Raw genomic sequence first — 20,833 nt, forward strand, 5'->3', positions numbered from 1 at the left:
GGCGCGGCATGAGTTCGGTCCAGATCACCTTTTCGGTGCTGGTGTTCCTCGTGATCCTGGCGCTGGCCTTCGACTTCATGAACGGCTTCCACGACGCGGCGAACTCGATCGCCACGATCGTGTCGACCGGGGTGCTCAAGCCCTACCAGGCGGTGGCCTGGGCGGCGTCCTTCAACTTCCTGGCCCTTTTCCTGTTCGACCTGAACGTGGCCGCGACCGTCGGCAAGGGCATCGTGGAGGCCGCGACGATCGACCACGTGGTGATCTTCGGAGCGCTGGTCGGGGCGCTGGCCTGGAACATCATCACCTGGCTGTTCGGGATCCCTTCGAGCTCCTCGCACGCGCTGATCGGCGGCATGATCGGCTCCACGCTGATCGCGTCGGGCTCCGACTCGCTGATCGCCAGCGGGATCACCAAGACGGCGCTCTTCATCTTCGTGTCGCCGGCGCTCGGCTTCCTGCTCGGCGGGCTGCTGATGCTGGCGACCTCGTGGACCTTCTTCAAGGCCACGCCGCGCGGCACGGACCGCTGGTTCCGCCGGCTGCAGCTCGCCTCTTCGGCGCTCTACAGCCTGGGGCACGGCAGCAACGACGCGCAGAAGACCATGGGCATCATCTGGCTGCTGCTGATCGCGGCCGGCGTGACCGACGCCGCCGACAAGCGGCCGCCCGAATGGGTGGTGATCTCCTGCTACGTGGCGATCGCGGCCGGCACGATGTTCGGCGGCTGGCGCATCGTGAAGACCATGGGCCAGAAGATCACCAAGCTCAAGCCGGTCGGCGGCTTCTGCGCCGAAACCGGCGGCGCGATGACGCTGTTCCTCGCCTCGGGCTTCGGCGTGCCGGTCTCGACCACGCACACGATCACCGGGGCGATCGTCGGCGTCGGCTCGTCGCACAACGTCTCCGCGGTGCGCTGGGGGCTGGCCGGCTCGATCGTCTGGGCATGGGTGCTCACGATCCCGGCCTCCGCGACGATGGCGGCGCTGGCCTGGTGGGTCGGGCGCCTGCTTCTCTGAGGGGCGGAGGATGGCGAGCCATCGGCGTGACCGCGGCGAGCAGTTGTGGCTGCAGTTGCCGACGATATCCGGTGCGGCCCCGCGCCGGCTGCTGATCTTCCTGCACGGCGCAGGCTCCTCGCCCGAGGCCTTCGCGCCGGTCGCGCTGGCCTGGCAGCTGAAGTTCCCGGGCGCCACCGCCGCCATCGTCGAGGCGTTGCGTCCGTCGACCGCCTGCGCCGGCAAGGACTGGTACGACCCGAGCGGGCTCACCGACTCGCACGGCGAGCGGATCGCCGAGGCGGCCGACGAGGTCGCACGGCGCATCGCCGCGCTGCAGGCCGAGACCGGGCTGAGCGGCGCCGACACGGTGCTGATCGGTTACTCGCAAGGCGCCACCGTCGCGATCGACCTCGCGCGCCGTTCGCCAGGCGCTTGCGCGATCGTCGTCGCCTACGCCGGCAGGCTGGCCCGCCCGGTGCGCGAAGGCGAGACGATCGCGCCGACCATCCACCTGATCCACGGCGAGCTCGACAGCGTCGTGCCGGTTGCGCACTCGGAGCGCGCTTTCCGCCGCCTGCAGGCCGCCGGCGCCGACGTCTCGATGGACATCGCCCTCGACGAGACCCATTCGCTGGGCCAGGCGCTGGTCAACCTGGGCACCACGCGGGTCCTGCAGACCGTGTTCCGCGGCCGGCGCCCGAAGAAACGATTTCCCCCTTCCTCTCATCGATCGGAGACTCTCCAATGACTCGTGAAGTCGTCATCGTCAGCGGTGTGCGCACCGCGGTCGGCACCTTCGGCGGAAGCCTGAAGGACCACACCCCCACCCAGCTCGGCGCCGCCGTGGTGCGCGAGGCCGTGTCGCGCGCCGGACTGGGCGCCGACGACGTCCACCACGTGGTCTTCGGCCACGTCATCAACACCGAGCCGCGCGACATGTACCTCGCCCGCGTGGCGGCGCTGGAAGGCGGCCTGTCCAAGGACGTCCCCGCAATGACGCTGAACCGCCTGTGCGGCTCCGGCCTCCAGGCGATCGTCTCGGCCTCGCAGGCCATCCTGCTGGGCGACGCCGATGCGGCCGTGGCCGGCGGCGCCGAGGTGATGAGCCGCGGGCCTTACCACATGCCGAGCGCCCGCTGGGGCGCCCGGATGGGCGACACCAAGGTCGTGGACATGATGGTCGGCGCGCTGCACGATCCCTTCCACACGATCCACATGGGCGTCACCGCCGAGAACGTCGCGAAGAAGTGGGGCATCACCCGCGACGAGCAGGATGCGCTGGCCGTGGAGAGCCATCGGCGCGCCACCGCAGCGATCGCGGCGGGCCGCTTTCGCTCGCAGACGCTGGGCGTCGAGCTGAAGACCCGCAAGGGCGTCACCGTGTTCGACACCGACGAGCATGTCCGCGCCGACGCCTCGCTCGAGAACATGGCCAAGCTCAAGCCGGTGTTCGTGAAGGAGAACGGTACGGTCACGCCGGGCAATGCCTCGGGCATCAACGACGGCGCTGCCGCGCTGGTGCTGATGGAGGCCAAGGCCGCCCAGGCCCGCGGCCTGAAGCCGTTGGCCCGACTGGTCGCCTACGCGCACGCCGGCGTCGATCCCGAGTACATGGGCATCGGTCCGGTGCCGGCCACCCGCAAGGCGCTCGAGAAGGCCGGCCTGAAAGCCTCCGACCTGGACGTGATCGAGGCGAACGAGGCCTTCGCGGCGCAGGCCCTGGCGGTCACCAAGGACCTGGGGCTGGATCCGGCCAAGGTGAACCCGAACGGCTCGGGCATCTCGATCGGCCATCCGGTGGGCGCCACCGGGGCGCTGATCACGGTGAAGGCGGTCTACGAGCTGGAGCGGATCCAGGGTCGGTACGCGCTGGTCACGATGTGCATCGGCGGCGGGCAGGGGATCGCCGCCATCTTCGAGCGCGTCTGACTCGGGTCTCGCGGCGGCGGCGCGCGGCGTGCGGGCGGGCTTGCGCTTTTCCCGCCCCGAGGCGCTGTCCGCTTCGCGGAAACGCTTGGTCGCGCGGCTGCTCAGCCCCGTCGTGCCCCCGAACTCGCTCCCTTCGGTCGCTCGGACAGGGGGGCACTCGCGCTACGCGCGCCGGGTCTTCGCTGCGCTCCCGCGCCAGCGCCAAGGGGCGGGAAAAGCGCAAGCCCACCCGCCCGCCGAGGACGCGTCGTGAGCACGCGAGGACCGTCGGCCCCCAGGTGGCGGTTCGCGGACACCAGCCTGCAGCCGCCGACGAGCGCCTCGTCGCGTGAGTCGACTCTGGCACACACACGAACCGTTACTCGAAGCTCGCACTGGCGCACGCGCCGATCGACCAGCGGCCGCTAACCGAGCGCGAAGGCAGAGTGCGCGCCTGATCGCGCCACCACGATCCGGGCGCGGTGCGCGGGAGGCTCGGCGTGGGGCCCCTGTGCGCTGGCGCGGGAGCGCAGCGAAGACCCGGCGCGCGAAGCGCGAGCGGAACGCTGTCCGAGGCCCGCCACAGGCGGGCCGAGTTGCGTTCCGCGACGGGGCCGAGCGGCCGCGCGACCAAGCGTTTCCGCGAAGCGGACAGCGCGCCGGGGCCTCGCGCCGAGCCTCCCGCGCACCGCGCGTCGCAAGGCCCCGAGCGAGATCAGGCCGCCGACGCGACCCGCCGCTCCCCGAGCGGCCGCGGGTCGATCGGCGCATGCACCAGCGCGGCGAAGAGCCCGAAGCCGATCACCAGCGCCCACGCCAGATCGTAGTTCCCGAACTGGTCGAAGAAGCGTCCGCCCAGCCATGCCCCGAGGAAACTGCCGATCTGGTGACCGAAGAACACGATGCCGCCCAGCAGCCCCAGGTACTTCACGCCCCAGACCTGCCCGACCAGCGCGTTGGTGAGCGGCACGGTGGACAGCCACAGCAGGCCGATCGCGGCGCTGAAGAGCCACACCGACCAGGTGGTGAGCGGCGCGAGCAGGAACAGGCCGATCACCACCGAGCGGGCGATGTAGATGCCCGAGAGCAGCCACTTCTTCGGATAGCGCTGGCCGAGCATGCCGGCGCCCAGCGAGCCGATCACGTTGAACAGGCCGATCAGCGCGATCGCCGCGGCGCCGACCTTGCCGGGCATGCCCTTGTCGAGCAGGTAGGCCGGCAGGTGCAGCTGCAGGAATACGATCTGCAGCCCGCAGACGAAGTAGCCCCAGAACAGCAGGTGGAAGCTGCGGTCGCCGAAGGCGTCGCGCAGGCCGTCGGCCAGCCGGACCTCGGCACCCTGCCCCGGCACCGGGGCATCGCCGCGCACGCCGAAGGCGAGCAACACGATCCCGCCGACGATGACGGCATGCAGGACCAGCGCGGTCTGCCAGCCCAGGTCGGCGATCATCCACCCGGCCAGCGGCAGGAACAGGAACTGCCCGAAGGAGCCCGAGGCGACGCCGATGCCGAAGGCGAGGCTGCGCTTCTCGGCGGGCACCAGCTTGCCGAGCGTGGCCAGGATGATGCCGAAACTGGTGCCGCCGATCGCCACGCCGATCAGCAGGCCGGCCGAGAAGGTCAGCCCCAGGCCGGTCTCGGCCCAGGCCATGCCCAGCAGGCCGAGCACGTAGAGCACGCCGCCCAGCAGCAGCGTGCGCAGCGAGCCGTACTTGTCGGCCATGGCGCCGAGGAAGGAGCCGCCGATGCCCCACATCAGGTTCTGGATCGCGATAGCCAGCGAGAAGGTCTCGCGCGACCAGCCGCGAGCCTGCGTCATCTCGGGCAGGAACAGGCCGAACGAGGAGCGCGCGCCGGTGGAGATGACCAGGATCGCGCAGCCGAACAGCAGGACCTTCAGGTACGACGAGGCGGCCGGCGCGCCCGCACCGACCGGCGAACTCGGGACGCTCATCCCTCAGGCTACCGCTTTCAGCGCGTCGCGGGCCGCGGCGATCGTGGCGTCGATGTCGGCGTCAGAGTGCGCCGAAGAGAAGAAGAAGGCCTCGACCGGCGACGGCGGGAGGTAGACGCCCGCGTCGAGCATCAGGTGGTAGAAGCGCTTGAAGCGATCTACGTCCTGGCGCTGGACCTCCGCGAAGCTCGCCGGCGGCTGGGGCAGCATGTAGAGGCCCGCCATGCCGCCGCGATGCCGGGCGCAGAATGCCACGCCGGCCTCGCGGGCCGCGTCGTTCAGCCCGGCGACCAGCCGGCTGCAACGCTCGCCCAGCCGCTCGAAGAAGCCGGGCTCCCGGATCAGGTCGATCGTGGCGATGCCAGCGGCCATGGCGATCGGGTTGCCCGACAGCGTGCCTGCCTGGTACACGGTCCCGAGCGGGGCCATCATCTCCATGACTTTCGCCGGACCGCCGATCGCGCCGACCGGCATGCCGCCGCCGATCACCTTGCCGAAGGCCGACAGGTCGGGCGTGATGCCGACCAGTTCCTGCGCGCCGCCCAGCGCGACGCGGAAGCCCGACATGACCTCGTCGAAGATCAGCAGCGCGCCGTGCCGGGTGCACAGCTCGCGCAGGCCCTCGAGAAAGCCGGGCTTCGGCACGATCAGGTTCATGTTGCCGGGCATGGGCTCGACCATCACGCAGGCGATTCGCCCGCCATGCTCGGCGAACAGCGCCTCGACGCTGGCCAGGTCGTTGTACTGCGCGACCAGCGTGTGCCTGGCGAGATCGGCCGGAACGCCGGCCGAACTGGGGGTGCCGAAGGCCAGTGCGCCCGAGCCCGCCTTGACCAGCAGGCTGTCCGCGGTGCCGTGGTAGCAGCCCTCGAATTTCACGATCGCGTCGCGGCCGGTGAAACCGCGCGCCAGTCGCAGCGCCGACATCGCGGCTTCGGTGCCCGAGCTGGTGAAGCGCACCCGCTCGACGTGCGGGAAGATCCCGCAGATGCGCTCGGCGAGTTCGGTCTCCATGACGTTGGGCGCGCCGTAGGACAGGCCGTCGCGCGCCGCGCGCGTGACCGCCTCGATCACCTTCGGGTGCGACTGGCCGACGATCATCGGCCCCCAGGAGCCCAGATAGTCGATGTAGCGGCGGCCCTCGACGTCCCACATGTAGGCGCCCTCGGCGCGGGCGATGAAGCGCGGCGTGCCGCCGACCGCGCGAAAGGCGCGCACGGCGGAGTTCACGCCGCCGACCAGGACGCGCTGCGCGCGCTCGAATTCCGAAGCGTTGGTGCTCATGGGACGGGGGCTCGAATCGGGTGGGGAAAGGCGCCCGGCGCGCGCCGGGCCGAAGCCCGAAGTCTAATGGATCGCCGTGACCCTGACCGCGCAGTGCTTGAAGCCGGGGATCTTGCCGAAGGGGTCGAGCGCCGGGTGGGTCAGCAGGTTGGCCGCGGCCTCCGCGTAGGCAAAGGGGATGAACACGCTGCCGACCGGCACGCCGTCGTCGGCGCGCGCGACCAGCGCGATCTCCCCGCGCCGCGACGCGACCCGTATGCGTTCGCCCGCGGCCAGGCCGAGCACCGCAAGGTCGCGCGGATTGAGCGAGACGGTGGGATGCGGCTCGATCGCATCGAGCACGGTGGCCCGCCGGGTCATCGCGCCAGTGTGCCAGTGCTCGAGCTGCCGGCCGGTGATCAGCGTCATCGGCCAGTCGGCGTCGGGCAGTTCGGCGCCGGGGCTGGGCAAGGCGGGCACGAAGCGCCCGCGCCCGTCCGCGGTGGGGAAGCGCTCGCGGAACACCACCGGCTCGCCGGAGGACGTCTCGTCGGGACAGGGATAGGTGACCGCGCCTTCGCGCTCGAGCCGCTCCCAGGAGATCCCGTGGATGGACGGCATCAGGCCGCGCATTTCCTCGAAGACCTCGCGCGGATGCGCGTAGGTCCAGTCCAGCCCGAGCCGGCGAGCGATGTCGACGAGGATCGCGAGGTCCTGGCGCGCCTGCCCGGGCGGCTGCAGGGCCTGGCGCGCGAGCTGCACGATCCGGTCGGTGTTGGTGAAGCTGCCGGTCTTCTCCGGGAAGGCCGAGGCCGGGAGGATGACGTCGGCCAGCACCGCAGTCTCGGTCGGGAAGATGTCCTGCACCACCAGCATCTCGAGGCTGGCCAGCGCGGCGCGCGCATGGTGGAGGTCCGGGTCGGACATCGCCGGGTTCTCGCCCATCACGTACAGGCCGCGGATCTCGCCCGCCAGCGCCGCGTTCATGATCTCGACCACGGTGAGGCCGGGCTCGCGATCCAGAGCCATGCCCCAGGCCCGCTCGAAGGCGGCGGCGGCCTGCGCGTCGCCCACCCGGTGGTAGTCGGGCAGCATCATCGGGATGAGCCCGGCGTCGGAAGCGCCCTGCACGTTGTTCTGGCCGCGCAGCGGGTGAAGCCCGGTGCCGGGCCGGCCGATCTGGCCGGTGACCAGCGCCAGAGCGATCAGGCAGCGCGCGTTGTCGGTGCCGTGCACGTGCTGCGAGATGCCCATGCCCCACAGGATCATCGATGCGCGGCTGCGCGCGTAGTCCCGCGCGACCTCGCGGATCAGCTCGGCGGGAATCCCGCAGACCGGCGCCATCGCCTCGGGCGAGCAGTGCGCGACGGCCTTGCGCAGCGCGTCGAAGTCCCGCGTGCGCTCGCGCACGAATGCCTCGTCGACCAGTCCCTCCGCGATGATCGTGTGCAGCATCGCATCGAGCAGCGCCACGTCGGTGTCGGGCCGGAACTGAAGCACCCGCGTGGCGTGGCGGGCCAGCTCGGTGCGCCGCGGGTCGGCCACCACCAGCTTCGCACCGCGCCTTGCGGCGTTCTTGATCCAGGTGGCGGCCACCGGGTGGTTGACCGTGGGATTGGCGCCGATCACGAAGATGAGCCCGGCCTGCATCACGTCGGCCACCTGGTTGGACACCGCCCCCGAGCCGATGCCCTCGAGCAGCGCCGCGACCGACGAGGCATGGCACAGCCGCGTGCAATGGTCCACGTTGTTCGACCCGAAGCCGGTGCGCACCAGCTTCTGGAACAGGTAGGCCTCCTCGTTGCTGCCCTTGGCGGAGCCGAAGCCGGCCAGCGCGCGCGGGCCGTGCACCGGATGACCGTCGGTCCCGTCGCGGATCGCCGCCAGGCCGCCGCCGGCGATCTCGAGCGCTTCGTCCCAGCTCGCCTCGCGGAACTGCTCGCGCCAGTTCGCCGGCACGCGGCCGAACACCGGTCTCTTCGGCGCGCCCGGCTTGCGCACCAGCGGCACGGTGAGCCGCTCGGGGCTGGCCACGTAGTCGAAGCCGAAGCGGCCCTTGACGCACAGGCGTCCGTGATTGGCCGGTCCGTCGCGGCCATCCACGCTCACGATTCGCTCGCCGCCTGGAGCCTTCTCGATCTGGAAGCTGAGCTGGCAGCCGACCCCGCAGAAGGGGCACAGCGAGTCGACCTGCCGCTCGCCGGGGCCGGTCACCGTCTCGCCCTGCACCCGGGGCAGCAGCGCTCCGGTGGGACAGGCCTGCACGCACTCGCCGCAGCCCACGCAGGTCGAGCCGCCCATCGGGTCGGCCTGGTCGAAGACGATGCGCGCCGCGTCGCCGCGCCAGGCGTATCCGATGACGTCGTTGGCCTGCTCCTCGCGGCAGGCCCGCACGCAGCGCCCGCACTGGATGCAGGCGTCGAGTTGCACCGCGATGGCCGGGTGGGTGAGATCCGGCGCCGGCTGCGCGCGCGCGGTGAAACGCGGCGCCTCGACACCGAGCGCGCCGGCCCAGCGTCCCAGTTCCGAGTGCTCGGCGTGGCCGCCTGCCGGGGCGTCGGCCAGCAACAGCTCGAGCACGGTCTTCTGCGAGCGACGGGCCCGCACGCCGGTGGCGCTGACCTTCATCCCGGTGGCGGGCGCGCGGCAGCAGGACGCCGCGAGGGTGCGCTCGCCGTCGATCTCGACGACGCAGGCGCGGCAGTTGCCGTCCGGCCTGAGGCCCGGCTTGTGGCACAGGTGCGGGATCTCGACGCCGTGGCGCTGCGCGGCCTCGAGGATCGATTCGCCCGGCAGGGCCTCCACCGGCCGGCCGTCGAGCTCGAAGGCGATCGCGGACGACGCGGCGCCGCCCTGCGCGCCGGCGGGCAGGCCGCCGTTCATGGCCGGCCCTCCCCGCCTCGTGGCGACGCGTTCGGCCCCTGTCCGCCCGGCCCCTCCAGCTCTTGCGGGAACCAGCGGATGACTGCGCGCACCGGATTCGGCGCGGCCTGGCCGAGCCCGCAGATCGAGGCGTCGGCCATCGCCGCGGACAGGTCCTCGAGCAACGCGCCGTCCCAGTCCGGGGCGCGCAGCAGCTCGGCCGCCTTCGCGGTGCCCGCGCGACAAGGCGTGCACTGGCCGCAGGACTCGTGGCGGAAGAAATCCATCAGGTTGACCGCGACGTCGCGGGCGCGGTCGTGCTGCGAGAGCACGACGATGGCCGCCGAGCCGATGAAGCTGCCGTGCGGCTGCAGCGTGTCGAAGTCCAGCGGCAGGTCGGCCAGCGAAGCCGGCAGGATGCCCCCTGAGGCGCCGCCCGGCAGGTAGCCATAGAGTTCGTGCCCCTCGGCCATGCCGCCGCAGTGCTCGTCGATCAGCTCGCGCAGGGTGATGCCGGCCGGCGCGCGCTTGACCCCGGGCTGGCGCACGCGCCCCGACACCGAGAAGAGCCTCAGCCCTCGCCGGCCTCGCCGGCCGTGCGCCGCGAAGGCGGAGCCGTCGGGCGATCCCCCGGCATCCGCCGGCTCGGACAGGATGGCCGCCACGCGATCCAGAGTCTCGACGTTGTGCACCAGCGTGGGCCGGCCGAACAGGCCGACCTGGGCGACGTAGGGCGGGCGCAGCCGGGGCATGCCGCGCTTGCCCTCGATCGACTCGATCAGGGCGCTTTCCTCGCCGCAGATGTAGGCCCCCGCGCCGCGGCGCAGGTGGATCGCGGGCAGGCGCAGACCGGCCAGCGCCGGATGGCCGCGCAGCGCGGCCAGCTCGCGCTCGAGCAGGGCACGCACGCCCGCGTACTCGTCGCGCAGGTAGATCCAGCATTCGTCGCAGCCGGCCGCCGCGGCGGCGATCAGCATTCCTTCGATCATCCGGTGCGGCGCGGTCTCCAGGCAGTGGCGGTCCTTGAAGGTGCCGGGCTCGCCTTCGTCGGCGTTGACCACCAGGGCCCGCGGACCGGGCTGCGCCGCGACCGCGCGCCACTTGCGCACCGCCGGGAAGCCCGCGCCGCCGAGCCCGCGCAGCCCGGAAGCCTCGAGCCTGGCAAGCGCATCGTTGCGATCCAGCGTGGCGAGCGCGCGATAGCCGCCTGCGCGCAGATAGGCGTCGAGGTCCTGCGCCGGCGGCAGCGGGCACTCGCGCAGCCCCGCATCGACCGCATCGCGCACGGCCCGCGGCGTGGCGCCGCCCACCGGATAGCGGCCCACGACCGCCACCGGCGCCTGCTCGCAACGGCCCACGCAGGGCACCCGCTGCACGCGAACGCCCGCGCCGAGCAGCGCCGGCAAGGCATCGGCGAGCGCCTCGGCGCCGGCCATCGCGCACGAGACCGATTCGCAGACCCTCACGGTGAGCGAAGGAGGCGCGGCCGCGCCGTCGGCGACCAGGTCGAAGTGGTGATAGAAGCTCGCGACCTCGAAGACCTCGGCCTGCGACAGCCGCATTTCCTCGGCCAGCGCCGCGAGCATGGCCGCGCTCAGGCAGCCTTCGGCGTCCTGGATCCGGTGGAGGTGCTCGATCAGCAGGTCGCGTCGGCGCGGCGCATCGCCGAGCAGGGCCCGGATCCGGGCGCGGCTCGCCGCGTCGGGCTGCCGTCCCTTGGGCCGGCCGGCGGGACGGCGAAACGTGATCGGGATTTCCTGCGTGTCGGTGCGATCCATGTCGCGGACTCTAGCAGCGCCGGCGCCGACGCGGCACGGTAGTCGCTCAGAGCGCGAGGTCGACCGTTTCGAGATGTTCCGGCACGCGGACCTTCCAGCCGAAGGTCTCCTTGATCCGCTGGCGCAGCGCGTCGGCGGCCTGCGGCTCGCCGTGGGTCACCCAGACCTGGCCCGGCGGCCGCTCGATCGCGGCAAGCCACTCGATCAGCTCGTCGGCATCGGCATGCGCGGAAAACCCCTCGAGCTGGGTGACCGACGCCCGCACCGGATACCACTCGCCGTGGATCTTGACTTCGGTTGCCCCGCCGACGATGGCCGCGCCGCGCGTGCCGCCGGCCTGGAAGCCCGCGAACACGATGTGGTTGGCCGGATCCGGCGCGAGGCGCTTGAGGTGATGCAGCACCCGCCCGCCGGTGGCCATGCCGCTGGCCGAGATGATGATCGACGGCATGTGCAGCCCAGCGATCGCCTTCGACTGCTCGGGCGTATTGGCCAGTTGCGCGACCTTGAACATCGCGGTGGTCTCCTCGGCGGAGAGCCGGTGGTATTGCCTGAAGCGCCGGTACAGCTTCGTGGCGTCGATCGCCATCGGGCTGTCGAGGAAGACCGGGATGTCCGGGATTTCGCCGCGCTGCTTGAGCCGGGCGATCGCGTGCATCAGCAGCTGCGCGCGGCCGACCGCGAAGGACGGGATCAGCACGGTGCCGCCGCGCGCGGCGGTCTGGACGATCGCCTTGGCGAGGATGGCCTCGGTGTCCTCGTCGACATGCCTGCGATCGCCGTAGGTCGACTCGACGACCAGCGTGTCGGCAGCGGGAATGGTGCGCGGCGGGCGCATCAGCAGGTCATTGCTGCGGCCCAGGTCGCCGCTGAACACCAGCGTGCGCTTGCCCTTGCGGAAGGTGACGGAGGCCGCGCCCAGCAGGTGGCCGGCCGGAGTCAGCTCGGCCTGCAGCCCGCCGCTCAGCCCGCCGCTCAGCCCGAAGGGCTCGTCGAAGGACACCGGCTCGATCAGCGACAGCGCCAGTTCGGCGTCGCGCACCGTGTAGATCGGTTCGGCGGGCGCGTGCTTCGTGTAGCCGTGCCGGTTCGCGTATTCGGCCTCTTCCTCCTGCAGCCGAGCGCTGTCGCGCAGCAGGATCTCGCACAGCTCGGCGGTGCCGCGGGTGGCGTAGACCTTGCCGCGAAAGCCGCTGCGGGCCAGCACCGGCAGCCAGCCGCTGTGGTCGAGGTGGGCGTGCGTGAGCACCACCTCCTCGATCTGGCGCAGCGGCATCGGAAACGGCTGCCAGTTGCGCTCGCGCAGCTTCTTGAAGCCCTGGAACAGCCCGCAGTCGACGAGGATCTGCGCGTCGCCGGTGTCGATCAGGTAGCGCGAGCCGGTCACCGTGTCGGCCGCGCCTGCGAAGGTCAGTTTCATGAGCGGAATGGTCTCACGAGCCGCGCGCCGATGGATGCTGATAAATTTCCGTGCGCCGACCCCCGGCACAACAGTCATGGAGACGACAACGATGAGACTCTTCCGCGCGGCGACGCTCGCCCTCGGCGCTTCGCTCGCCCTCGCCGCCCCGATCGCCGGCGCCCAGGCCTGGCCGTCGAAACCGGTCAAGATCGTGGTCACCTTCCCGACCGGCGGCGCGCCGGACATCCTGGCGAGGCTCTTCAGCGAGAAGGCGCAGCTCGGCCAGCCGGTCATCGTGGACAACAAGCCCGGCGCCGGCGGCAACATCGGTGCGGACATCGTGGCCAAGTCGGCCCCCGACGGCCACACGATCGTGATGGGCACCGTGGGCACCCACTCGATCAACGGCTCGGTGTTCGCGAAGATGCCCTACGACATGGTCAAGGACTTCGCCCCGGTGTCGCTGATCGCGTCCACGCCGAACCTGCTGGTGGTGAACAACGACCTGCCGGTGAAGACGGTCCAGGACCTGATCGCCCACGCCAAGGCGAATCCGGACAAGCTGTCCTTCGGCTCGCCGGGGATCGGCACCTCGGTGCACGTGTCGGGCGAGCTCTTCAAGTCGATGGCCGGCGTGAAGATGACGCACGTGCCCTACAAGGGGCGGCAGTTCGCCATCCCCGACCTGATCGGCGGGCAGATCCAGCTGATGTTCGACAACATGCCGTCGGCGCTGCCGATGGCCCGCGAGGGCAAGATCCGGGCAGTGGCCCAGACGGGCGCGAAGCGCTCGCCGGCCGCCCCTGACGTGCCGACCGTGGCCGAGAGCGGCCTGCCCGGCTTCGAGGCGACTTCCTGGTTCGCGCTGTTCGCCCCGGCCGGCACGCCCAAGGAAGTCGTCGACAAGATCGCGGCCGAGGCGCAGCGCATCTACAAGCTGCCCGAGGTGGCCGAGCGGCTGGCCAAGCTGGGCCTCGACCCGATCCTCTCGACGCCCGAGGACCTCGCGAAGTACCAGGCCGCCGAGATCGCCAAGTGGGCGAAGGTGGTAGAGGAGTCGGGCGCGCGCGTGGAATGAGGGCGCCCCGGCGAAGCGGCTGCGCGGCTTACTGGAAGAACTCCTTCACGCGGTCCATCCAGCCCTTGGTCTGGGGACTGTGCTTGGGGTCCTTCAGCGAGGCCTCGAGCTCGCGCAGCAGCTTCTTCTGGTGCTCGGTCAGGCGCACCGGCGTCTCGATCGCGATGTGCACGTACAGGTCGCCCGGATAGCTGGCCCGCAACCCCTTGATGCCCTTGCCGCGCAGCCGGAGCTGCTTGCCCGACTGCGTGCCCTCGGGCAGCTCGATCTCGGCCTTGCCGTCGAGCGTGGGCACGTCGATCGTGCCGCCCAGCGCGGCGGTGGTGATGCCGATCGGCACCTCGCAGTGCAGGTCGTCGCCGTCGCGCTGGAACACCGAGTGCTCGCGCACCCGGATCTCCACGTACAGGTCGCCCGGCGGGCCGCCGTTCAGACCGGGCTCGCCGTTGCCGGCCGAGCGGATCCGCATCCCGTCGTCGATGCCGGCGGGGATCTTGACCTCCAGCGTCTTGGTCTTCTTCACCCGGCCCACCCCGTCGCAGGCGGTGCAGGGATCGGGGATCACCTTGCCGGTGCCGTGGCAGGTCGGGCAGGTCTGCTGGATCGAGAAGAAGCCCTGCTGCACGCGCACCGCGCCCTGCCCGTTGCAGGTGCCGCAGGTCTTGGGCTTGGTGCCCGGCTTGGCGCCGGTGCCATTGCAGGTGTCGCAGCTCTCCCAGCTCGGCACCCGGATCTCGGTCGTGTAGCCGCGCGCGGCCTGCTCGAGCGTGATCTCCATCGCATAGCGCAGGTCGGCGCCGCGGTACATGCCGGCACGGCCGCCCCCGCCGCCCTGGCGGGCAGCACCGAAGATGTCGCCGAAGATGTCGCCGAACACATCGGCGAATCCGCCCGCACCGGCACCGAAGCCGCCCGGCCCGCCGCCGAAGCCCGCGTTCGGGTCCACGCCGGCGTGTCCGAAGCGGTCGTAGGCGTCGCGCTTCTGGGGCTCGGAGAGCGTCTCGTAGGCCTCCTTGACCTCCTTGAACTTCTCCTCGGCTTCCTTGCTGTCCGGATTGCGGTCCGGGTGGTACTTCATCGCAAGCTTGCGATACGCCTTCTTCAGCTCTTCGTCGGTCGCGTTCTTGGCGACGCCGAGGACTTCGTAGTAGTCACGCTTTGCCATGGTCGGCAGTCCGTTTCTCTGAATTGCACCGGCCCGGAGGGCCGAGGGAGGCCCCCTCCCGAGTCGCGGCCCGATATCCGCTTGGTCGGGAGGGGGCCTCCCTCGGCCCTCCGGGCCTTGGGGCGTTGCCCGCGGCCGGCTGGCCGGCCCCGGGCGTCGCTCGGCGGGTCAGGCGTCGCGCTTGACTTCCTTGAAGTCGGCGTCGACGACGTCGTCGTCCTTCGCGCGCCTGGCTTCGGTCGCCCCCTCGGCGCCGCCCGCCTCGCCGGCCGCCTTCTGCATGTCGGCATACATCATCTCGCCGAGCTTCTGCGACGCGGTCATCAGCGCGTTGGACTTCTCCTCGATCTCGGCCTTGTCGTCGCCCTTCAGCGCTTGCTCGGCGGCCATGATGGCGTCCTCGATCTTCGCCTTCTCGTCGGCGTCGATCTTCTCGCCGTGCTCGGCCAGCGACTTCTTCACCGAGTGGACCAGCGCATCGGCCTGGTTGCGCGCCTGCGCCAGCTCGACCCGCTTGTGGTCTTCCTCGGCGTTGGCCTCGGCGTCCTGGACCATCTTCCGGATCTCGTCTTCCGAGAGGCCCGAGTTGGCCTTGATCGTGATCTTGTTCTCCTTGCCGGTCGCCTTGTCGCGGGCCGACACGTGCAGGATGCCGTTGGCGTCGATGTCGAAGCCCACCTCGATCTGCGGCGTGCCGCGAGCGGCCGGCGGAATGCCCTCGAGGTTGAACTCGCCGAGCAGCTTGTTGCCCGCGGCGACTTCGCGCTCGCCCTGGTAGACCTTGATCGTGACCGCCGGCTGGTTGTCCTCGGCCGTGGAGAAGGTCTGCGAGAACTTGGTCGGGATCGTGGTGTTCTTCTGGATCATCTTGGTCATGACGCCGCCCAGCGTCTCGATGCCCAGCGACAGCGGCGTGACGTCGAGCAGCAGGACGTCCTTCTTCTCGCCCGCCAGCACGGCGCCCTGCACCGCGGCGCCCACGGCCACGGCCTCGTCGGGGTTGACGTCCTTGCGCGGATCCTTGCCGAAGAACTCCTTGACCTTCTCCTGCACCTTGGGCATGCGGGTCATGCCGCCGACCAGGATCACGTCGTCGATCTGCGAGGCCTTCAGGCCGGCGTCCTTCAGCGCGATCCGGCAGGGCTCGATCGTGCGGTCGACCAGCTCCTCGACCAGCGCCTCGAACTTGGCGCGGGTGATCTTCAGGTTCAGGTGCTTCGGACCGCTCGCATCGGCGGTGATGTAGGGCAGGTTGATCTCGGTCTGCTGGCCCGACGACAGCTCGATCTTGGCCTTCTCGGCGGCTTCCTTCAGGCGCTGCAGCGCGAGCACGTCCTTGGCCAGGTCGACCCCCTGGTCCTTCTTGAACTCGGCGATGATGTAGTCGATCAGGCGCTGGTCGAAGTCCTCGCCACCCAGGAAGGTGTCGCCGTTGGTGGACAGCACCTCGAACTGCTGCTCGCCGTCGACGTCGGCGATCTCGATGATCGAGATGTCGAAGGTGCCGCCGCCCAGGTCATAGACGGCGATCTTGCGGTCCTTGCCGCCGCCCTTGTCCAGGCCGAAGGCGAGCGCGGCCGCCGTCGGCTCGTTGATGATCCGCTTGACCTCGAGGCCGGCGATCCGACCGGCGTCCTTGGTGGCCTGGCGCTGGCTGTCGTTGAAATAGGCCGGGACCGTGATGACGGCCTCGGTGACTTCCTCGCCCAGGTAGTCCTCGGCGGTCTTCTTCATCTTGCGCAGCACCTCGGCCGACACCTGCGGCGGCGCGAGCTTCTTGTCGCGCACCTTGACCCAGGCGTCGCCGTTGTCGGCCTTGACGATCTCGTAGGGCATCAGCGCGATGTCCTTCTGGACTTCCTTTTCCTGGAACTTGCGGCCGATCAGCCGCTTGACCGCGTACAGCGTGTTCCGGGGGTTGGTCACCGCCTGCCGCTTGGCCGGCGCGCCGACCAGGATCTCGCCGTCTTCCATGTAGGCGATGATCGAGGGCGTGGTGCGCGCGCCTTCGGAGTTCTCGATGACCTTGGGCTGCCCGCCCTCCATGATGGCGACGCAGGAGTTCGTGGTTCCCAGGTCGATGCCGATGATCTTGCCCATGTTCTTCAATCCTCAGAGTCTGGATGTCTTGCGATTCAAGATGCGATTGCGCGGCCGGAATTCAAGTCGCCGGCGCGGCGGCCCGGCGCGTCCGGGGCCGCTCAGCCCTGCGCCACGGTGACCAGTGCCGGTCGGAGCACGCGGTCGTTGATCAGGTAGCCCTTCTGGAGCACGGAGACGACGTGATTGGCCGCCGCCGGCGGATTGGTCGAGCTGCCAGGCACCATCGAGATCGCCTGGTGCAGGTTCGGGTCGAACTTCTGCCCGGCAGGGTCGATGGCGATCAGCTTGTTCTTCTCGAACACCGTCGCGAGCAGGCGCAGCGTGGCCTCGACGCCTTCCTTCAGGTTCTCGATCGACGGCGCATCGCTCGCCAGCGCCAGTTCGAGGCTGTCGCGCACCGGCAGCAGCGCCTCGGCGAAGGACTCGATGCCGTACTTGTGCGCCTTGGCGACCTCGTCCTGGCCGCGGCGGCGGACGTTCTCGGTCTCGGCGACCGCCCTCAGGTGCTGGTCCTGCAGCGCGGCGCATCTCGACTCGAGCTCGGCGCAGCGGGCCTCCAGCTCGGCCACGCGATCGGCGCCGGGCACCGGCGCGCCCTCGGCGGACTGCGGCGAGCCGGCGACCGTCGAGGCCTCGTTTCCGGAATGCTGGGGGGCTGCCCCCGGCTCTGCTCGCTGCGCGTCGGTCATGCTTTCCTCTCAATTAAATCAATGACTTGCCGACATCTTGTCGGCACAAAACCTGCAAATGGGGGCAGGCGCCGCGAATTCAAGCGGCGAGTTGGCGCGCCTCGATGAACGGCGCGTCGGCGCGCTTCAGGCTTTCGCGCCTGCGGCCAGTGCCCGCTCGCGGCGCCGGGCCAGCGCGTCGCCGCGCCGGGCGGCCTGTTCCGGGTCTGGGCGCCGCGTGTCCCAGCCCGACAGGTGCCGGACCGCCAGCCGGCCCAGCGCGTCGACGAAGGCCGGCGAATCGTTCAGGCAGGCGATGTAGCGGAAGTCCGTGCCGCCGCTCTCGAGGAAGGCCTGCTTGCCTTCGATCGCGATCTCCTCGAGGGTCTCGAGGCAGTCCGACAAGAAGCCGGGGCAGACGACGTCGACCCGCCGCACGCCCGCCTTGCCCAGCTCGCGCAGCGCAGGCTCGGTGTAAGGCTGAAGCCATTCGGCGCGTCCGAAGCGCGACTGGAAGGTGACCACCCAGTCCGAAGCGCCCAGGCCCAGCCGTTGCGCGAGCAGGCGGCCGCTGGCCAGGCACTCGCAGTGATAGGGGTCGCCGGCCAGCAGCGTGCGCTTCGGCACGCCGTGAAAGCTCATGACCAGCTTGTCCGGGGGGCCGTCCTTCTCCCACTGATCGCGAATCCGGCCGGCCAGCGCGTCGAGCCAGCCCTCGTCGTCGTGGAAATCACGCACCCAGCGCAGCTCGGGCTGGTTGCGCCAGCGGGCGAGCTCCGCGTTGACCGCGTCGACCGCGGTGGCGGTGGTCGAGCCGGCGTACTGGGGATAGAGCGGCAGGACCAGCAGCCGCTTCGGGTTGCGCTCGCGCAACTGCCTCAGCACGTCGGGAATCGACGGGTTGCCGTAGCGCATCGCGAAGGCCACGTCGGCCTCGTGCCCCTGCTTGCCCAGCCAGCCGCGCAGCAGCGTGGCCTGCCGGGCCGTGTTCACCATCAGCGGCGAGCCTTCCGGTGTCCAGATCGATGCGTACTTGTGCGCCGACTTCGACGGCCGCGTCCGCAGGATGATCCCGTGCAGGATGGGCTTCCAGACCAGCGCCGGAATCTCGACGACCCGCGGGTCGGACAGGAACTCGCGCAGGTAGCGGCGCACCGCGGCCGTCTCGGGCGCATCGGGCGTGCCGAGCTGCACCAGCAGGACCGCGGTGCGCTCGGGCATCGCATGGTCGAAGGCCGAGGCGGCAGTGAATCGCATCGGGGATCCTCAGGCGAAGTCGAAGAACGGGGCAGGCCGGAGGATCTTGTTCTCCATCGTGACCAGCAGCGGCGAAGCCTTCTTCAGATAGGCCTGCCAGTCCGGATCGGCCGCAAGACCGGCACGGCGCTGCTCGCGGTCGGCGAGGTCGCGGTACTTCCACATGTGGACCACCTGGTTCAGCGGGCCGATGTCCTGGGAGACGAACCAGCCGAAGGGTTCGCCGAGATGGCGCTTCTGGATGGGCAGCCCTTCCCGTCCGTAGAGCTCGAGGAAGGCGGCGAGCGAGTCCGGGCGCAACTGGTAGGTGCGGTGGTCGAGGATCATGGGTCGGCGAGAGGGGGGAAGGTGGAAGGGAGCAGGGGAAGCCCGGCGCGGCGCGGTTTGCGCCTCATCCCGATTCGTGGCGCGTGGGGTTGCCGTGGCTCAGGGCGGAGGACACCAGGCGCGCGGTGATGTCGACGATCGGGATCACCCGCTCGTAGGCCATGCGGGTGGGGCCGATCACCCCGAGCGTGCCGATGATGCGGCCGTCGGCCTCGTAGGGCGCGACGACCACGCTGAGCTGGTCCATGGGCACGAGCTCGGACTCGCCGCCGATGAAGATCTGGACCCCCTGCGCACGGCTCGAGGCGTCGAGCAACTGGACCAGGCCGGTCTTCTGCTCGAAGAGGTCGAACAGGCGCCGCATCCGGTCGACGTTGTCGGACAGGTCGGCCACGCCGACCAGGTTGCGCTCGCCGGAGATGACGACCGGCTCGGCCTCTTCGGTGAGGGCCCGGGTGCTGGCCTCGACCGCTTTCTGCATCAGCGCGGTGATGTCGTCGCGCAGCGAGGCCAGCTCGCGCTGCAGCCGATCGCGGATCGCGCCGAAGTCCAGCCCCGCGTAATGCTGGTTGATGTAGTTGGCCGCTTCGGTGAGCTGGGACGGGCTGTAGTCGCGCTCGGTGCTCAGGATCCGGTTCTGCACGTCGCCCTCGGGGGTGACGATGATCAGCAGCAACCGGCGGTCGGACAGGCGCAGGAACTCGACCTGCCGGAACAGCGAGGCGCGGCGCGGGGTCATGACGACCCCGGCGAAATGCGAAAGGTTCGAGAGCAGCGAGGCGGCGGTGGACAGCAGGCGCTGAGGCTCGTCGGCCCGCAGCCGGCCCTCGATCTGCTCGGTCTGTCCGTGCTCGAGCGGCTGGACCGTGAGCAGCGTGTCGACGAACAGCCGGTAGCCGCGCGGCGTGGGCACCCTGCCCGCCGAGGTGTGCGGGCTGGCGATCAGGCCCATCTCCTCGAGGTCGGCCATCACGTTGCGGATCGTGGCCGGCGACAGGTCCAGGCCGGAGTGCCGGGACAACGTGCGTGAGCCCACCGGCTGGCCATCGGCGATGTACCGTTCGATCAGGGTCTTGAGCAGCGTTTGCGCGCGGGCGTCCAGCATCCTTTCATTCTAAGACGAGTTGCCGATCGGCCGCGCGATCCGGCGCGGCCCTTGTGGTGTAATGCGCTTCGATGAGATCCCCGTTCCGCACCGTCGCCCTGGCCGGGCGCTACCAGACCGAAGGCGTCGCGCCGGCGATCGCGCAGATCGGCGACTTCCTGCGCGCGCGCGGGATGTCGGTGCTGCTCGAGCGCGGCACCGCCGAGTCGATCGGCCGGCCCGACGAGGCCGCGGACGCCGAGGAAATCGGTCACCAGGCGGACCTGGCCGTGGCGGTGGGCGGCGACGGCACCATGCTGGGCCTGGCCCGCGAGCTGGCCCCCTACGAGGTGCCGCTGGTCGGCATCAATCACGGCCGGCTGGGCTTCGTCACCGACATCGCGCTGGAAAACTGGCACGACGCGCTGGGCATGATCCTCGACGGCCACTACCACGCCGAGGAGCGCACGCTGCTCACCGCGCGGGTGGTGCGCGACCAGGAGATCGTCTGGAGCGCGCTGGCCATGAACGACGTGGTGGTGAACCGCTCTTCGCGCACCGGCATGATCGAGCTGCAGGTGCACGTCGACGACCTGTACATGTACAGCCAGCGGGCCGACGGCCTGATCGTGGCCACGCCCACCGGCTCGACGGCCTACGCGCTGTCGGCCAACGGACCGATCCTTCACCCGCAGGTGCAGGGCATCGTGATGGTGCCGGTCGCGCCGCAGGCGCTGTCCAACCGGCCCATCGTGCTGCCCGACGACGTGACCATCACGATCCGGGTGGTCGAGGGCCGCGAACCTCGGGTGGCCGGCGACATGCAGGTGTTCAGCGACCTGCACGTGGGCGACGACATCATCGTGCAGCGCGCGCCCTTCCGCTGCCGCTTCCTGCACCCGCCCGACTACACCTACTACGCCACGCTGCGCGGCAAGCTCAACTGGCACGAACTGCCGATCCTGCAACAGCGCAAACGCTGA

At 70.5% G+C, this 20,833-nt stretch carries 16 protein-coding genes; 5 read left to right on the top strand and 11 right to left on the bottom strand.

The annotated features are described in order from the left end of the window. Positions 1-8 precede the first annotated feature (8 nt). From FHP08_RS08720 to bktB, 3 genes are read left to right on the top strand one after another with little or no spacing between them, the layout of a single operon-like run. On the top strand, positions 9-1,019 hold the full coding sequence (locus tag FHP08_RS08720) for an inorganic phosphate transporter (protein ID WP_147704060.1): 1,011 nt from the start codon (positions 9-11) through the stop codon (positions 1,017-1,019). A gap of 10 nt (positions 1,020-1,029) precedes the next feature. Next, positions 1,030-1,749, top strand: coding sequence for an alpha/beta fold hydrolase (locus FHP08_RS08725; RefSeq protein WP_147704061.1), 720 nt, complete (start codon positions 1,030-1,032; stop codon positions 1,747-1,749). After that, a complete protein-coding gene (gene bktB, locus FHP08_RS08730) occupies positions 1,746-2,930 on the top strand; it encodes a beta-ketothiolase BktB (protein ID WP_147704062.1) in 1,185 nt (394 codons plus the stop codon). The genes FHP08_RS08725 and bktB overlap by 4 nt, the downstream gene beginning before the upstream one ends. Positions 2,931-3,624: 694 nt before the next feature. Here the strand turns inward: bktB and FHP08_RS08735 are convergent. From FHP08_RS08735 to FHP08_RS08755, 5 genes are all read right to left on the bottom strand, one after another. Beyond that, positions 3,625-4,863: an MFS transporter gene (locus FHP08_RS08735; protein WP_147704063.1), complete on the bottom strand. Its 1,239-nt coding sequence runs from the start codon at positions 4,861-4,863 to the stop codon at positions 3,625-3,627. 3 nt (positions 4,864-4,866) lie between these two features. Next, on the bottom strand, positions 4,867-6,147 hold the full coding sequence (hemL, locus tag FHP08_RS08740) for a glutamate-1-semialdehyde 2,1-aminomutase (RefSeq protein WP_147704064.1): 1,281 nt from the start codon (positions 6,145-6,147) through the stop codon (positions 4,867-4,869). A 63-nt stretch (positions 6,148-6,210) separates the two neighbouring features. Next, entirely contained in the window at positions 6,211-9,009 is a 2,799-nt protein-coding gene (gene fdhF / locus FHP08_RS08745) for a formate dehydrogenase subunit alpha (RefSeq protein ID WP_147704065.1), read from the bottom strand. After that, positions 9,006-10,766, bottom strand: coding sequence for an NAD(P)H-dependent oxidoreductase subunit E (locus FHP08_RS08750; RefSeq protein ID WP_147704066.1), 1,761 nt, complete (start codon positions 10,764-10,766; stop codon positions 9,006-9,008). Before FHP08_RS08750 ends, fdhF begins: the two co-directional genes overlap by 4 nt. Positions 10,767-10,812: 46 nt before the next feature. Continuing rightward, a complete protein-coding gene (locus FHP08_RS08755) occupies positions 10,813-12,186 on the bottom strand; it encodes an MBL fold metallo-hydrolase RNA specificity domain-containing protein (RefSeq protein WP_147704067.1) in 1,374 nt (457 codons plus the stop codon). Between the two features lie 91 nt (positions 12,187-12,277). Between FHP08_RS08755 and FHP08_RS08760 the strand changes: the two genes are divergently transcribed. Continuing rightward, a complete protein-coding gene (locus FHP08_RS08760) occupies positions 12,278-13,246 on the top strand; it encodes a Bug family tripartite tricarboxylate transporter substrate binding protein (protein ID WP_147704068.1) in 969 nt (322 codons plus the stop codon). A 28-nt stretch (positions 13,247-13,274) separates the two neighbouring features. Here FHP08_RS08760 and dnaJ read toward each other — a convergent pair whose 3' ends face one another. The 6 genes from dnaJ to hrcA all read right to left on the bottom strand — a co-directional run bounded on the left by dnaJ (position 13,275) and on the right by hrcA (position 19,871). Further along, positions 13,275-14,411, bottom strand: a complete 1,137-nt coding sequence (gene dnaJ, locus FHP08_RS08765; RefSeq protein ID WP_147704069.1) for a molecular chaperone DnaJ — start codon at positions 14,409-14,411, stop codon at positions 13,275-13,277. A gap of 168 nt (positions 14,412-14,579) precedes the next feature. After that, a complete protein-coding gene (gene dnaK, locus FHP08_RS08770; protein ID WP_147704070.1) occupies positions 14,580-16,511 on the bottom strand; it encodes a molecular chaperone DnaK in 1,932 nt (643 codons plus the stop codon). A gap of 101 nt (positions 16,512-16,612) precedes the next feature. After that, positions 16,613-17,203 carry a nucleotide exchange factor GrpE gene (grpE, locus tag FHP08_RS08775; RefSeq protein WP_147704071.1) on the bottom strand — a complete coding sequence of 197 codons (591 nt, stop codon included), beginning with the start codon at positions 17,201-17,203 and terminating at the stop codon, positions 16,613-16,615. 126 nt (positions 17,204-17,329) lie between these two features. Then, entirely contained in the window at positions 17,330-18,439 is a 1,110-nt protein-coding gene (gene hemH / locus FHP08_RS08780; RefSeq protein WP_147704072.1) for a ferrochelatase, read from the bottom strand. A gap of 9 nt (positions 18,440-18,448) precedes the next feature. Continuing rightward, positions 18,449-18,766, bottom strand: coding sequence for an NIPSNAP family protein (locus tag FHP08_RS08785; protein WP_147704073.1), 318 nt, complete (start codon positions 18,764-18,766; stop codon positions 18,449-18,451). A gap of 64 nt (positions 18,767-18,830) precedes the next feature. Next, positions 18,831-19,871 (bottom strand): heat-inducible transcriptional repressor HrcA, encoded by a 1,041-nt coding sequence (gene hrcA, locus FHP08_RS08790; RefSeq protein ID WP_147704074.1) that lies wholly within the window; start codon positions 19,869-19,871, stop codon positions 18,831-18,833. 71 nt (positions 19,872-19,942) lie between these two features. Here hrcA and FHP08_RS08795 point away from each other — a divergent pair, with 71 nt between their 5' ends. Next, positions 19,943-20,833: an NAD kinase gene (locus FHP08_RS08795; RefSeq protein ID WP_147704075.1), complete on the top strand. Its 891-nt coding sequence runs from the start codon at positions 19,943-19,945 to the stop codon at positions 20,831-20,833.

The sequence above is a fragment of the Zeimonas arvi genome, from assembly GCF_008039575.1.
Classification (GTDB): Bacteria; Pseudomonadota; Gammaproteobacteria; order Burkholderiales; family Burkholderiaceae_E; genus Zeimonas; species Zeimonas arvi.